15 protein-coding genes are annotated in these 12,501 nt (G+C 64.3%); 9 read left to right on the top strand and 6 right to left on the bottom strand.

The annotated features are described in order from the left end of the window. Positions 1-62: 62 nt before the first annotated feature. Both VHO04_RS10405 and VHO04_RS10400 read left to right on the top strand, forming a co-directional pair. Entirely contained in the window at positions 63-581 is a 519-nt protein-coding gene (locus VHO04_RS10405) for an ExbD/TolR family protein (RefSeq protein ID WP_257546503.1), read from the top strand. Positions 582-614: 33 nt separating this feature from the next. After that, complete coding sequence (locus VHO04_RS10400; RefSeq protein ID WP_257546501.1) at positions 615-1,040, top strand: ExbD/TolR family protein; 426 nt, start codon at positions 615-617, stop codon at positions 1,038-1,040. Positions 1,041-1,195: 155 nt separating this feature from the next. On the opposite strand, the gene VHO04_RS10395 is transcribed toward VHO04_RS10400, so the two are convergent. Next, entirely contained in the window at positions 1,196-1,744 is a 549-nt protein-coding gene (locus VHO04_RS10395) for a hypothetical protein (RefSeq protein WP_329628268.1), read from the bottom strand. Positions 1,745-2,196: 452 nt separating this feature from the next. Here VHO04_RS10395 and VHO04_RS10390 point away from each other — a divergent pair, with 452 nt between their 5' ends. Together VHO04_RS10390 and VHO04_RS10385 are read left to right on the top strand one after the other, a co-directional pair. After that, a complete protein-coding gene (locus VHO04_RS10390) occupies positions 2,197-2,736 on the top strand; it encodes a septal ring lytic transglycosylase RlpA family protein (RefSeq protein ID WP_329628267.1) in 540 nt (179 codons plus the stop codon). Between the two features lie 106 nt (positions 2,737-2,842). Further along, the gene (locus tag VHO04_RS10385; RefSeq protein ID WP_329628266.1) at positions 2,843-3,415 is read left to right on the top strand and encodes a superoxide dismutase family protein; all 573 of its coding nucleotides are present in this window, start codon (positions 2,843-2,845) and stop codon (positions 3,413-3,415) included. 18 nt (positions 3,416-3,433) lie between these two features. Here VHO04_RS10385 and VHO04_RS10380 read toward each other — a convergent pair whose 3' ends face one another. Next, complete coding sequence (locus tag VHO04_RS10380) at positions 3,434-5,026, bottom strand: MFS transporter (RefSeq protein ID WP_329628265.1); 1,593 nt, start codon at positions 5,024-5,026, stop codon at positions 3,434-3,436. Between the two features lie 104 nt (positions 5,027-5,130). Between VHO04_RS10380 and VHO04_RS10375 the strand changes: the two genes are divergently transcribed. Then, entirely contained in the window at positions 5,131-5,613 is a 483-nt protein-coding gene (locus VHO04_RS10375) for a low molecular weight protein-tyrosine-phosphatase (RefSeq protein ID WP_329628264.1), read from the top strand. On the opposite strand, the gene thpR is transcribed toward VHO04_RS10375, so the two are convergent. Beyond that, positions 5,526-6,137, bottom strand: a complete 612-nt coding sequence (gene thpR, locus VHO04_RS10370; RefSeq protein ID WP_329628263.1) for an RNA 2',3'-cyclic phosphodiesterase — start codon at positions 6,135-6,137, stop codon at positions 5,526-5,528. The two genes, VHO04_RS10375 and thpR, sit on opposite strands and share 88 nt — an antisense overlap. 254 nt (positions 6,138-6,391) lie before the next feature. Here thpR and VHO04_RS10365 point away from each other — a divergent pair, with 254 nt between their 5' ends. Together VHO04_RS10365 and VHO04_RS10360 are read left to right on the top strand one after the other, a co-directional pair. After that, positions 6,392-6,526, top strand: coding sequence for a hypothetical protein (locus VHO04_RS10365; protein WP_329628262.1), 135 nt, complete (start codon positions 6,392-6,394; stop codon positions 6,524-6,526). 1 nt (position 6,527) lies between these two features. After that, positions 6,528-7,256: a Bax inhibitor-1/YccA family protein gene (locus VHO04_RS10360; RefSeq protein ID WP_329628261.1), complete on the top strand. Its 729-nt coding sequence runs from the start codon at positions 6,528-6,530 to the stop codon at positions 7,254-7,256. Positions 7,257-7,624: 368 nt separating this feature from the next. Here VHO04_RS10360 and VHO04_RS18855 read toward each other — a convergent pair whose 3' ends face one another. Next, positions 7,625-8,134 carry a DUF805 domain-containing protein gene (locus VHO04_RS18855; protein WP_414713101.1) on the bottom strand — a complete coding sequence of 170 codons (510 nt, stop codon included), beginning with the start codon at positions 8,132-8,134 and terminating at the stop codon, positions 7,625-7,627. 247 nt (positions 8,135-8,381) lie between these two features. Continuing rightward, on the bottom strand, positions 8,382-9,017 hold the full coding sequence (locus VHO04_RS10355) for a glutathione S-transferase family protein (RefSeq protein ID WP_329628260.1): 636 nt from the start codon (positions 9,015-9,017) through the stop codon (positions 8,382-8,384). 101 nt (positions 9,018-9,118) lie between these two features. Here VHO04_RS10355 and VHO04_RS10350 point away from each other — a divergent pair, with 101 nt between their 5' ends. Continuing rightward, positions 9,119-9,880: a competence/damage-inducible protein A gene (locus VHO04_RS10350; protein ID WP_329628259.1), complete on the top strand. Its 762-nt coding sequence runs from the start codon at positions 9,119-9,121 to the stop codon at positions 9,878-9,880. On the opposite strand, the gene VHO04_RS10345 is transcribed toward VHO04_RS10350, so the two are convergent. Next, the gene (locus VHO04_RS10345; RefSeq protein ID WP_329628258.1) at positions 9,853-11,091 is read right to left on the bottom strand and encodes an MFS transporter; all 1,239 of its coding nucleotides are present in this window, start codon (positions 11,089-11,091) and stop codon (positions 9,853-9,855) included. The two genes, VHO04_RS10350 and VHO04_RS10345, sit on opposite strands and share 28 nt — an antisense overlap. Before the next feature lie 59 nt (positions 11,092-11,150). On the opposite strand from VHO04_RS10345, the gene VHO04_RS10340 reads away from it, so the two are divergent. Then, positions 11,151-11,939, top strand: coding sequence for a transglutaminase family protein (locus tag VHO04_RS10340; protein WP_329628257.1), 789 nt, complete (start codon positions 11,151-11,153; stop codon positions 11,937-11,939). Positions 11,940-12,501 lie beyond the last annotated feature (562 nt).

The raw sequence follows: 12,501 nt of genomic DNA, 5'->3' as shown, positions 1-12,501 counted from the left end.
CGGGCGCCAGGCGGCCTCCGCTTCGCTCCATGACAGTAATTTTGTGACAGGATGCTAATCCTATGGCGATGAGTGTAGGCGACAAGGGCGAAGATGCCCCGATGTCGGACATCAACACGACCCCGCTCGTGGACATCATGCTTGTGCTGCTCATCATCTTCCTCATCACGGTTCCCGTGGTGCTGAAGACGGTGGAGCTCAAGCTGCCCGACGTGGTCTTTGAGCCGACGACGACGAAGCCCGAAAACGTCAACCTGTCGGTCCGTTCCGCGGATACCGATGGCGATGGCTTGCCCAATGCCGACAGTTCGGCATGTGAAGTTTACTGGGGCCAGACGCCCGTCGATTCCAAGCAACTGCTCGATCTCGGGCAGAAGAAGCTTGAAAAGCTGATCGCGGATATCGGCGGCGTGCAGAATATCACCGAAGATAACTTCCCCGAAGTGCATATCCGCGGCGACGTCAACACGCCGTACCAGTGCATCGGCGGCGTGATCTATACGATGCAATATGCCGGTTTCCAGAAGATCGGGTTCATTTCCGAACCGGTTGCTGGCTCGGGCACGCTGGGCCGCCTGTAAGGGCGCCCGGCGAGAATGAAGGAATAGACCTCTATGTCTATGGCAGTTGGAGATCGGGACGAAAACGAACCGATGATGGACATGAACACGACGCCGCTGATCGACGTCATGCTCGTGCTCCTCATCATGTTCATCATCACCCTCCCGGTCCAGACCCACGCGGTGAAGATCGACTTGCCGGTTCCGACCGACGCGAAGAACAACGTCGATCCGGAAAAGAACAAGATCACGATCGACCCCGCGGGGACGATCGCGTGGAACGGTTCGCCGGTCGATCTGGCGCAGCTCGCGCAATTTCTGGAACAGACCAAGGCATTGCCGGTCGAACCCGAATTGCAGGTTCAGCCCGATCCCTATGCGCGCTATATCACCGTCGATCGCGTGATGGCGGTCGTGAAGCGCAGCGGCGTCGGCAAGCTGGGCTTCGTCGGCAATGAACAATATGCGCGCGTCTTCTGATCCTTGATCCGAAGCGCAAGCTTGAGGAAGGGCCGCGAAGCGATTCGCGGCCCTTTCCTTTTGGGGTGATGGGGATGAAGTCCCGGTTTCGACCGATTGCTGACAGTGGTAAAAACGCGAACAAATTTTGCCTGAGCTCGCAAGCTTTGGGCTTCTCAACGTCTATGGAGAAATAAGAGTGCCATGAGGGGAATGGGCAGCCCGTAGATTATCACGGGGGTGGCTGCGTAGCCCATCGCATACGTTAGGGCGAATGGATCGACCATCGTTCTTGCGCTCAACAGCAAGCCCAATAGCGACAGGAGGAGCCAGCTTAGGAGAGCGTAAAGAGCGACCCATTTGAGCGTGAGTCGACCTTTCCTGATTAGCCTTGCGGTTAGAGGAACGACGATGAAGGAGATGGCTGGGAGAACAAACACCAAGTTTAGAATTGCAGATCCAACGATACGTCGTGGCAGGTAGAGTGATCGTTCTGCCTCTGTGTAGTAACCTTGCTGGATCAGATCGGTGAACGTCGCATCGCCATTTACGTATGAGAGAACTGTCAAGCCAAAGATTGAAATGCCGTAGCCGATAGCGAGCGGTAAATACGCGCGGATGGGCTCACCTACTGAGGAAGCGATCTTGAACCAGAAGAGAACTGCAGCAGCTAGGCAAGCCGCCGCAACCGGATAGATCAAGACGAAAACAATCTCGGTTCCCATAAGCCCCTCGTATCAATCACCGGCCGTCCGATCATTAGCTGCGGCATAAAAATGAGCCAAGGTGGCTTACTTGAGATCGAAGCCCGTGTCCGCTCACCACCCCAAAGCAGGCGTCGCCTTCAATAAGTCTTTCCTACATTATCCGGCCGTGCCAGCGTTCACCCGGCTCCTTCATTCGGTGGATAAAGCGGTCGCGGTCCGCAGCCACGGCGAGGCGTACCGGGTGCGTTCAGCGCGCCGCGCGGTCCACATCGGGGGAATGCAATAGGCTGAACTTTCCTGAACTTTGGGATGATGACACGGTCCTTGCGCCGACCGGATTCCGGAACCACGCCGGGATGACGAAAGAAGACATGGCCGATCTCCACCCCAAAGCCGACACAGGGACTTTATCCCGGCGCAAGCTGCCTATACCAAGGCGCGCGATGAACGGGCGCTTCCCAATTTCCTCCATGACCCTGGCCCCGGCGCTGCTGCTGTCCGCTTGTGCCGGGGGCAATTTCCGCCCCGTCAGCGACGTGCCGGTACGGATCGGTCCCGCCTATACGGTGCGCGGCGCCACCTATGTGCCCGCCGCGGCGCTCGGATACGACGCGATCGGCTATGCGAGCTGGTACGGCAACGAATCGGGCAACCGCACCGCGAACGGCGAGCAGTTCCGGCCCGGCTGGATCACCGCTGCGCATACGACGCTGCCGCTGCCGACCTATGTCGAAGTGACCGCGCTCGACACCGGGCGGCGGATTATCGTGCGCGTCAATGATCGCGGGCCGTTTGCGGGCGGCGGGCGGATCATCGACCTGTCGCGCGGCGCCGCCGAACAGCTCGGCATCCGCGCGCAGGGCCATGCGCCGGTGCGCGTTCGCCGCGTCGAGCCGAGCGAAAAGGACCGCAAGCGGCTGCGCGAGGGCAAGCCCGCCGCCGCGCTGCCGCCCGTCGCGCAGCAGGAGCTGCAAAGGCTGCGGATGCGGCTTTCGGCGAGCGGGCGCTGACGCCATAGGCTTATCTGCTTGGAAGCGGCGGAATTTGCGGGCATCCTCGCGCCGATCGCAGGGCGCGGCGGCCGCGCCGGATTCGCAAAAGAAATGGAGACGAGAGATGATCCTTGCTTCACGTCACGGACGGACGCTTGCAGCGGCCCTCGGCGCGGCGGGCACACTGGCGCTCGCCGGCTGCGCGACCATGGGCGGCAAGCCGGTGCAGAAGCTCCCGGCTTCCGATGCCTCGGCGCAGCTTGTCGATGCGCGCGGCGCCGATCGCGGCCGCGCCGATTTCTACAAGACCGACTCCGGTCTTCGCGTCGAACTCGTCGCGCGCGGCTTTGCTCCGGGCACCTATGGGATGCACATCCACTCCGTCGGGCAGTGCACGCCGCCCGGTTTCACCAGCGCGGGGCCGCACTGGAACCCGACCGGCGCGCAGCACGGCCGTGACAACCCGATGGGCGCGCATCACGGCGACTTGCCGAACCTTGTGATTGAACCCGATGCGATCGGCCGCGCGACGCTGAACCTCGTCGGCACGCGGCTGACCGGCGAGGGCGGGCTGATCGATGCCGACGGCGCCGCCTTCGTCATCCACGCCGGTCCCGATGACATGAAGACCGATCCCGCCGGCAACAGCGGCGCGCGCGTCGCCTGCGGTGTGATCGAGCTCCCCGCCGCCGAATGACGGCGACGCGGGCGGGTATCAGACCGACTCGCCCGCGTCCCGCGCGCGCTCGACCACCGAAGCGGCCGCGGCGGGGACGCTGCGATAGGCGACGAGCAGCGCGGCCAGCCCGACCGGCACGATGACCAGCGTCGACAGCACCCCGGTCGCGAGATTGCCGGTCATCGCCGAAACCTGCCCCGCCATATAAGGCCCCAGTGCGAGCCCGACGAGCGTCGTCGCGAGGAAGAAGGTGGCGGTCGCGGTGCCGCGCATCCGCGGCAGCACCAGATCCTGCGTCGTTGCCGCCGCCGCGCCGAGCGCGCTCGACGCGAGCAGCCCCGCGAGCGAGGCGAAGAAGACGAAACGGACGAAATCGCCGCTCCCCGGCTCCGATTGGGTGGTGAAGGCGATGATGATCGGCAGGATCGGCGCGATCAGGCCGAAGATCACGACCAGGATGCGCCCCGCTTCGTTCCGCTGCCGCAGCCAGTCGGACATGCGCCCGCCGAGGATCACCCCCAGGAAGCCCGCGAGGGCGCCGCATCCGCCGACCCACAGGCCGACCGTGCCCGCGTCCTCGCCCAGCACCTCGAGTGCATAGATCGGCGCGAAGGCGCTCGACGCATAGGAGAGGAAGGCGACGGTGCCATAGCCGAGGATCGTTGCGAGAAACGCCTTCGATTCCCAGATCAGCCCGAAGGTCGGGCGGTCGCGGCTCTTCAGCGAACTCGCCCAGGAAAAAACGGCATAATAGCCGAAGGCGACGCATATCCATTGCAGCGTCGCGCCGGTGAGCGAAATCATCGCCGCCGCGACGAGCCCCAAAATCGCAATCGCGCCGGCGTTGATCAAAAAGGCCCGCGAGCCGCGCAGCGCCGCCGAGATCAGCGTGAAGGGCGGGATGATCGCGAATAATTCCTCGAAAAAGCCTTTGAACGGTGTCGGCGACGCCTGCGTCGGAATGCCGTCGACAAGGCCGCGCACCGGCTCGCGCAAGGTCGCGACCCACGCCGCGAGCAGCAGGCCGGGGATGCCGACCGCCATGAACGCCGCCTGCCAGCCGACGAGGCCGAAGGGGCCGCCGCCCGGATAGGCCTCGTTCCAGCCCTCGACGATGAAGCCGCCGATCATCAGCGAGATGCCGCCGCCGAAATAGAGGCCGGCCGAATAGATGGCGAGCGCGGTTCCGCGCATATTCTTGGGAAACAGGTCGGAGATCAGCGAATAGGCCGAAGGCCCGGCGGTCGCTTCGCCGATGCCGACCCCCATCCGCGCCGCCGCGAGCTGATAGCGGTTCGCGGCGAGCCCCGAGACCGCGGTCATCGCCGACCAGATCGCAAGTCCGACGGTCAGCAGGCGAACACGGTGCCAGGCGTCAGCGAGCCGGCCGAGCGGAATGCCGAACAGCGCATAGAAGACCGCGAAGGCGGTGCCGTAGAGAAAGCCGATGTCGGCATCGTCGAGCCCGAGGTCGCGCTTCAGGTCGGGCGCGAGGATCGTGATGATCTGCCGGTCGATGAAATTGAGGACATAGACGAGGAACAGGATGCCGAGCGCATACCAGGCATAGGGCGACGCCTTGGTCGGCGGGGTAATCGCGTCGTCGCTCGCGCTATTGCTATCGGCCATCTGGCAAGTCGCTCCCTCTTCTCTTATCGCTTTGGCTCATGGCTAGCAGAGCCGGGCGGAGGCGCAAGTTGAAAGTCGGTTCACCTTTGCACGCGAGGAGCGACATGCACGACGACCGACGAAATCCCCCCGCTATCCTTTTCCTGTGCCTCGGCAACATCTGCCGTTCGCCGCTGGCGGAGGGCGCGGCGCGTGCGGCCTTTTCCGCCGCCGGGATCGCCGCGACGCTCGATTCGGCGGGCACCGGCGACTGGCATGTCGGCCATCCCCCCGACGCCCGCGCACAGGCCGAGGCACGGCGGCGCGGGATCGACATTTCGGACCTGCGCGCGCGCCAGCTTTCGGCGGACGATTTCCGCCGCTTCGACCTGATCCTCGCCGCCGACGCGGCCAATCTGCGCGACGCGCGCGCGATTCGGCCCGCCGATGCGACCGCGACGCTGGCGCTGATGCTCGACCTGGTGCCCGGCCGCGCGGGCGAGAGCGTCGCCGATCCCTATTATGGCGACGACGGCGGCTTCGCGGCGACATGGGACGATGTCAGCGCGGTCGCGTCGGCGCTCGTCGCCTCGGCCTCGAGCGGATAGCGCGCGACCGGGTGATAACGCGACCCACCGTGGCCCATCTCGCTTTCATAGAGGGTGACATGGTCGAACGGGAACGGCGGGCTGGCGAGGTCGCTGCTCTGCGCGAGGAAGGGGGCGACCGGGCCCGATGCGCGGTTCAACCGCGCGAGCGTGATATGCGGAACGAAGGCGCGTGTCTCGGGCGCGACCCCGACGCGCGCGAGCGCCTGGTCGACCTTGCGGTGCAGCGCCGCGAGCGGTGCAGGCGGCTCGACCCCGGCCCAGACCATATGCGGCCGCCCCTGCCGCTCGAACAGCCCGACCCCGGCGATGCGCGCGGGCATCGCGGCCGCGTGAAGGCCGCCGAGCGCCGCGGCGATGTCCTCGGCCCGGTGCCGGTCGACCTCGCCGATGAAGCGCAGCGTCAGGTGAAGCTGCTCGTCGTCCTGCCAGCGCGCCCCCGAAATGCCGTGCATCGCGGCGATCAACAGCGCGCGAATCGGGCGGGGCGGGCGCAGCGCGACGAACAGACGGTGAGTGGACATGGCGCGCGCAGCATAAGCGCTTCGGGCGGGGAGGAACAGCGGGGCTGGTCAGAGAGATCGGGATGCGCGCAGAGGCGTGGAGGATGACAAATATTGAATGAGAAATTTGCGTGTCCCCGCGAAGGAGCATCGGGTCGGATCGTCCCCCGGACGATCCTTGACCATGCGGGGCATGGTCAACCCGATACTGACCTATCTCCTGTCGGTTCCAGATAGCGCCGACCGGAGATGTGCTCCCGCCTTCGCGGGAGCACATGGCTCTTTTTGTCGACGCCTTGGCTCTTTCGCGCTCCGTTTCGCCGCCCAACCCGGTTTTGCTTGAAACGCAGCGCGATTATACCGATATTGCCGCTATGGCCGGTATCGTCTGGCCGGTGATGGAGATTTGAAATGGCGAATTGGAACGACCCCAATATGGCGGCGTCCGGCTTTCCTGGCAGCGCGAACGCGATGGATCAGGCCGTCGACGCCGGCCTGCGGTCGTACATGCTGTCGGTTTACAACTATATGGGCTCGGGCGTGCTGCTGACCGGCATCGTCGCGATGCTGGCCTATAATTCGGGCTTCACCCTGTCGCTGGTCGGCAGCCCGCTGATGTGGGTGGTGATGCTGGCGCCGCTGGCCTTCGTGATGGTGCTGAGCTTCGGGATCAACAAGCTGTCGACCACCGCCGCGCAGATGCTCTTCTGGGCCTATGCCGCGGTAATGGGCCTGTCGATGTCGACGATCTTCCTGGCCTTTACCCAGACCTCGATCGCCACGACCTTCTTCGCGACCGCGGCCGCCTTCCTTGGCCTCAGCCTCTATGGCTATACGACCAAGAAGGATCTGTCGGGCTTCGGCACCTTCCTGATCATGGGCGTCGTCGGCATCCTCGTCGCGCTGCTCATCAACATGTTCGTGCAGTCGGCGGCGCTGAACCTCGCGATCAGCATCATCGGTGTGCTGCTGTTCGCAGGCCTCACCGCCTATGACACGCAGAAGATCAAGAGCATGTATTTCTACGTCCGCGGGACCGACTTCGTCGGCAAGTCGGTGGTGATGGGCGCGCTGACGCTCTACCTCGACTTCGTCAACATGTTCACCTTCCTGCTCAACCTGCTCGGCAGCCGCGACTGAGCCGACGGACGACAAGCAAAACAAAAGCCCGGCGGAGCGATCCGCCGGGCTTTTTCTTTGGGCGTTCGCCGGAAATGCGTGCGGACGCCGGATAGTGGTTTTGGGCCCATTCCGCCCCTTTTGTCATTCCCGCTTTCGCGGGAATGACGAAGCTATGCTATACCGACCATCTTCTATCGGTCGAACGCCTGCATATCATGAGATTCGCGCAGAGGCGCAGAGGCGCAGAGATGCAGCACTTTCCTCTTTGCGATCTCTGCGCCTCTGCGCGAATTTTTCGGTCTTTGAATGAAAGATCGAAGCGAGGGCTCCCAGTTCCTCGCGAGGAAGCCTGACGGGAAACGCCTGTACAACTCAGTGCAGCAGCTTTAACGCTTGCTTTGCTCTGCTAGGTCTCTTTGTTGCTGTTCGAACTGTTCGCGTGATCTCCAGCCTCTAGGATCAGGGCCATAGCGATTTGGTCCAATTGATGGAGGAAGGAAGAAAATTGCAATCCAACCGAGAAGTGCGATAGCGGCCAAGGCGCTCGCAAACGGGAATGCCGAGGCTATCGCTAGACCCACTAAGGCTATGAGCCATCGCGCCGAATAAGAAGCGTCGTGCAGTCGTGCAGTGGCGAGCGCCGCTAGTAAAAGGTTTAGCATAATCTCGAGAAGCGTCCGCCAGACAGGAATAGCATCATAATGCTGAACTGACTCGAACCTAAAACCGAGATTTAAAGTCAGGTTCAATCGGCCAAATGCCCACCAGTCCACTGCACTGAGCAGCACATTAATTCCCAATAGCCAAAAAACGAAATTGCCTCGCGATATTCGCCTAATCGGCCATCTCAGCGCCCCCACTTTTTCACTCCAGCTGGCTAATCCCTTCCGGGACATATGGCGGCCTTTGCAGACATAAAAGCTATAAAATGAGTTGCCCTTCCACGCTGACGACAATCACATGATTATCGGACATGCTCTGACGGCTCGATAGAATGCAGCCGGGCATCGGTGTGGGTGCCCGAAAAACACTGTCGGATTGCAAGACTGCCTGACAACCTCGCTTGTCGGGTTTCCCGTCACGCGGAAACGGCCGTTACGCCGCCATGCGTTTCGCCCTCGCAAAACCACCCCTATGCGGCGCTTACCCCCCATTCGCCGCCTGCATCTCCGCAATCAGCGCATTGTCGATTGCCTTCGCGCGCTGGTAGCCCGCGCGCTCGCGCAAGGGGGCGACATAGGCCTCGAACGCCGGGCGCGACGGGATCGTGCCGAATTGCAGCCCCCAGTCGATCTGGCTGCCGACATAGACGTCGGCGGCGCTGAAGCGCTCGCCCGCGACGAACGCCTTGCCCGCGACCGCGCCTTCCAGCGCGTCGAGCACGGTGGGGAGCGAACCGAAGCCCGCCATCCGCTGCTGGTCGGCGCCGGGCTCGAATCCGAACTGCTTGGCGGTGATCGCCTGCTCGACCGGCCCCGCGGCAAAGAACAGCCAGCGGTAGTAATCGGCGCGATCAGCCGGTGCGGGCGCCAGCCCCGCCGCCGGAAACGCGTCGGCCAGATAAGCGCAGATCGCCGCGCATTCGGTGACGGTCCGACCGTTATGGATGATCGCGGGAACCTTGCCCATCGGGTTGATCGCCAGATAGGCGGGGCCCTTCATCGAAGTGCCATAGCCCAGAATCTGCGTTTCATAGGGCGCGCCAACCTCTTCGAGCATCCAGCGGACGATCTGTCCGCGCGACATGGGGTTGGTGTAGAAAATCAGCTCGTCGGCCATCGCGGCTCTCCCCGGGTTGCGAATCGGATTGGAACATAACAGGAACAATTGCCCGCATCCAGCACCCTTGTTTTGTCACGGCAGCAGGCTAAGGCAAAGCGATGAGCGACGAACGCATCTGGACCGCCGCCGTGCTGGTGATCGGCGACGAGATCCTCTCGGGCCGCACGCAGGACAAGAATGTGTCGCAGATCGCGACCTGGCTCGACGTGCAGGGCATTCGCCTGCGCGAAGTGCGCATCGTCCCCGATGTCGAGGCGGAGATCGTCGACGCGCTGAACGCGATCCGCGCGCGTTACGACTATGTCTTCACCACCGGCGGCATCGGCCCGACCCACGACGACATCACCGTCGATGCTGTCGCCAAGGCGCTCGGCATCGGGGTCGTGATCCATCCACAGGCGCGCGCGATCCTCGAAACCTATTACAGCAAGCGCGGCAGCGAGCTCACCGAGGCGCGGCTGCGCATGGCGCGGGTGCCCGACGGCGCCGACCTGATCCCGAACCGCATGTCGGGCGCGCCCGGCATCCGCATCGGCAATCTCTTCGTGATGGCGGGCGTGCCGCACATCACCGCGGGAATGCTCGACGCGCTGACCGGCGAGCTTGAGGGCGGGGCGCCGCTGATCGCGCATACGATCGGCGCCTGGGCCCCCGAAAGCGAGATCGCCGACCTGCTCCGCCTCGGCGAAAAGGAGCATCCGGGGGTCGCGATCGGCAGCTATCCCTTCTTCCGCGATGGGAAGGTCGGGGCGAATTTCGTCATCCGTTCGACCGACGGCGCCGCGGTCGCGGCCTGCGTCGCGATGCTGACGACCGGGTTCGAGGCGATCGGCTATACGGTGACCGACGGCGGCATCTGATCGCTCGCCGGCATCGCGCGCGGCAGGCGGCGGAGCATGGCGATCGCGAGCAGGCCGAAGATCGCCGCGACGATGAAGGCCGCGCCGGGGAAATGCACCGGCGCCTTGTCGGCGGTGAAATAGGCCATCGTCCCGGTGAGCAGGATCGGCGCCGCAAGCTGGCCGAGCCCCATCGCCATCGCCGAAATCCCCTGCACCTCGCCCTGCGTCTCGGCGGTCGCGCGGCGCGACATCATCGCCATCAGCGACGGCTGCACCGGTGCCTGTAGCGCGACGGGGATCAGCAGGAGGAAGGCGCCGATCGTCGAGGTCGTGAAGGCATAGCCGACATAGACTGCCACCGCGACGAGGATGCCGAAGGTCGCGGCGTCGCGCTCGCCGAAGCGCGCGACCATCGGCCCGACGACGAGCATCTGCCCCAGCGCGATCGCAACCCCGACCGCCGCCAGGCTGGCGCCGATCATCCCCGGCGTCCAGCCGAGCTGCGCGATGCAATAGAAGCTCCACGTCATCGGATAGACGAGGCTCGCGATCTGCCACAGCACCAGCACCGCCGCGACCCCGCCCATGCCGGGCAGGCCGCGCAAGGTGCGGAAGGCACCGAGCGGGTTGGCGCGCCGCCAGTCGAAGGCGCGGCGGCGCCCGGCCGCGAGCGTCTCGGGAAAGACGATCAGGCCGTACAGCATGTTCGCCGCGGCGAGGATCGCCGCCGCGACGAACGGTGCGCGCGGGCTGAGCTCGCCGAGGAAGCCGCCGATCGCCGGGCCGACGACGAAGCCGACCCCGAAGGCCGCGCCGACGAAGCCGAAGTTGCGCGCGCGTTCTTCGGGCCTGGTAATGTCGGCGATCGCCGCCTGCGCCGCCGCATAGCTGCCGCCGAAGATGCCCGACAGCGCCCGCGCGACGAATAGCCAGGGCAGGGTACCGACGACGGTGAGCAGCGTATAGTCGGCCGCCAGCCCGCCGAGCGAGAGCAGCAGCACCCGCCGCCGCCCGAAGCGGTCGGACAGGTTGCCGAGCAGCGGCGAGGCGAGGAAGGTCGCGACCGCCATCACCAGCCCGATCCACGCGCCGACCTCGATCGCGTGGGGCAGGTCGATTCGCCCGACCTCCATCACGAGCTGCGGCAGCACCGGCATGATGATGCCGAAGCCGATCGCGTCGATGAAGATGGTGACGACGATGAAGACGATGGTGCGCGCCGACGTCATTTGTGCTTTTCTCCGGCTGTCATTCGCGACCGATCCTTCCCCTGAGCGTTGCCCGATAGATGAAACTCGAAATCTCCGCCTCCCTAAATTACCGCCTTTCCGAGCCGGTCGACCTGATGCTGCAGATCGAGGCGGCGAACGGCGGCGGCCAGCATGTCGAAAGCGCGTCGCTCGACCTTGGCGCGCCCGAGGTCGTGGCGCGGGTTCCGGGAGGCGTTCCGGGGGGCGACGGCATCTGCGAGCCGATCTGGCTGCGCGCTTCGGGCAGCTTGCGGGCCGTCTATCGCGCAAGCGTGGCGATCGAACGCCCTACCGTCGATTTGTGCGCCCTGTCCGAAGCTCCGCTCCACCGCCTGCCCGCGGCGGCGGTCCCCTATCTCAACGAATCGCGCTATTGCCCGTCGAACAAATTTCACGCCTTCGTCGAGCGCCGCTTCGGCGAGCTCGCGGCTGGCGCGAAGATCGCCGCGATGCGCGACTGGATCGAAAGCCGCTTCACTTACGTGGCGGGAACCAGCGATGCCGAGACCGGCGCGCTCGACAGTTTCGTCGAGCGGCGCGGCGTCTGCCGCGACTATGCGCATGTGATGATCGCGCTCGCGCGTTCGGCGCATATCCCGGCGCGCATGGCGAGCGTCTATGCGCCCGGCGTGCAGCCGATGGATTTCCACGCGGTCGCCGAAGTTTATCTGGGCGGCGACTGGCACATGGTCGACGCGACCGGCATGTCGCGCCCGACCGAGTGCGCCCGCATCTGCGTCGGCCGCGACGCCGCCGACATCGCCTTCCTCACCGCCTATCGCGAGATCGAAGTGGTCGAGCAGGTGGTGCGGGTGGAAAAGGCCTAGGTGGTCCGGCGCGGCAAAGCCACGCCGTCGATTCTCGCTGCGCAAGGTCGGCCGAGCTTTCGCTGATCGCGATTTAGCGCTGCTAAATTGCTGCGAAAGTCAGGTGAAGGGAATCCAAGACGATTGCTAGGCATTGGATTTATTGTAATTTCTTCGACCAGCCGTGCCGCACTGCCCCCAATCTGGCCCCCACCAGTCGCCGTGGGTAGGGTTCGGTTCCCGTAGAGGGAAGGCTGCAAATCGACTTTTGCGCGAGATTCACGCGACGATTCGATGGGCCGCTTTTACCGTTGTGATCGCGACATGACCATGCCCGCGAAGCCTATTCCCGGTCAAAGAGCCGCTTGAGACTGGCGTAACGAATGAAGGTCGATCTGCCGACTTTTACGGTTTCGATTTCGCCGGCTCCCATGAGTTCATAGGTTAGCGTCCGCGCTCGTGGTGTAATTTCCGGTGTAGGCGATGGTGTATTCCGGGGTGGGGCATGCCCCACCCCGGAATGCGGCGTCGCTGGTGGCCACCGGGTTCATCGTTATGGTGGAGTTTGCACACTTCAACCGTG

The organism is Sphingopyxis sp. (assembly GCF_036261875.1).
Taxonomy (GTDB): Bacteria; Pseudomonadota; Alphaproteobacteria; order Sphingomonadales; family Sphingomonadaceae; genus Sphingopyxis.
Note: the sequence above shows the minus strand (reverse complement) of the source record. Positions and strands in the feature narration are given on the sequence as shown.

Coding starts and splice junctions, on each gene's coding strand:
- VHO04_RS10405 (WP_257546503.1), top strand. CDS start 63: ATGGCGATGAGTGTAGGCGACAAGGGCGAAGATGCCCCGATGTCGGAC.
- VHO04_RS10400 (WP_257546501.1), top strand. CDS start 615: ATGTCTATGGCAGTTGGAGATCGGGACGAAAACGAACCGATGATGGAC.
- VHO04_RS10395 (WP_329628268.1), bottom strand. CDS start 1,744: ATGGGAACCGAGATTGTTTTCGTCTTGATCTATCCGGTTGCGGCGGCT.
- VHO04_RS10390 (WP_329628267.1), top strand. CDS start 2,197: ATGACCCTGGCCCCGGCGCTGCTGCTGTCCGCTTGTGCCGGGGGCAAT.
- VHO04_RS10385 (WP_329628266.1), top strand. CDS start 2,843: ATGATCCTTGCTTCACGTCACGGACGGACGCTTGCAGCGGCCCTCGGC.
- VHO04_RS10380 (WP_329628265.1), bottom strand. CDS start 5,026: ATGGCCGATAGCAATAGCGCGAGCGACGACGCGATTACCCCGCCGACC.
- VHO04_RS10375 (WP_329628264.1), top strand. CDS start 5,131: ATGCACGACGACCGACGAAATCCCCCCGCTATCCTTTTCCTGTGCCTC.
- thpR (WP_329628263.1), bottom strand. CDS start 6,137: ATGTCCACTCACCGTCTGTTCGTCGCGCTGCGCCCGCCCCGCCCGATT.
- VHO04_RS10365 (WP_329628262.1), top strand. CDS start 6,392: ATGGCTCTTTTTGTCGACGCCTTGGCTCTTTCGCGCTCCGTTTCGCCG.
- VHO04_RS10360 (WP_329628261.1), top strand. CDS start 6,528: ATGGCGAATTGGAACGACCCCAATATGGCGGCGTCCGGCTTTCCTGGC.
- VHO04_RS18855 (WP_414713101.1), bottom strand. CDS start 8,134: ATGTCCCGGAAGGGATTAGCCAGCTGGAGTGAAAAAGTGGGGGCGCTG.
- VHO04_RS10355 (WP_329628260.1), bottom strand. CDS start 9,017: ATGGCCGACGAGCTGATTTTCTACACCAACCCCATGTCGCGCGGACAG.
- VHO04_RS10350 (WP_329628259.1), top strand. CDS start 9,119: ATGAGCGACGAACGCATCTGGACCGCCGCCGTGCTGGTGATCGGCGAC.
- VHO04_RS10345 (WP_329628258.1), bottom strand. CDS start 11,091: ATGACGTCGGCGCGCACCATCGTCTTCATCGTCGTCACCATCTTCATC.
- VHO04_RS10340 (WP_329628257.1), top strand. CDS start 11,151: ATGAAACTCGAAATCTCCGCCTCCCTAAATTACCGCCTTTCCGAGCCG.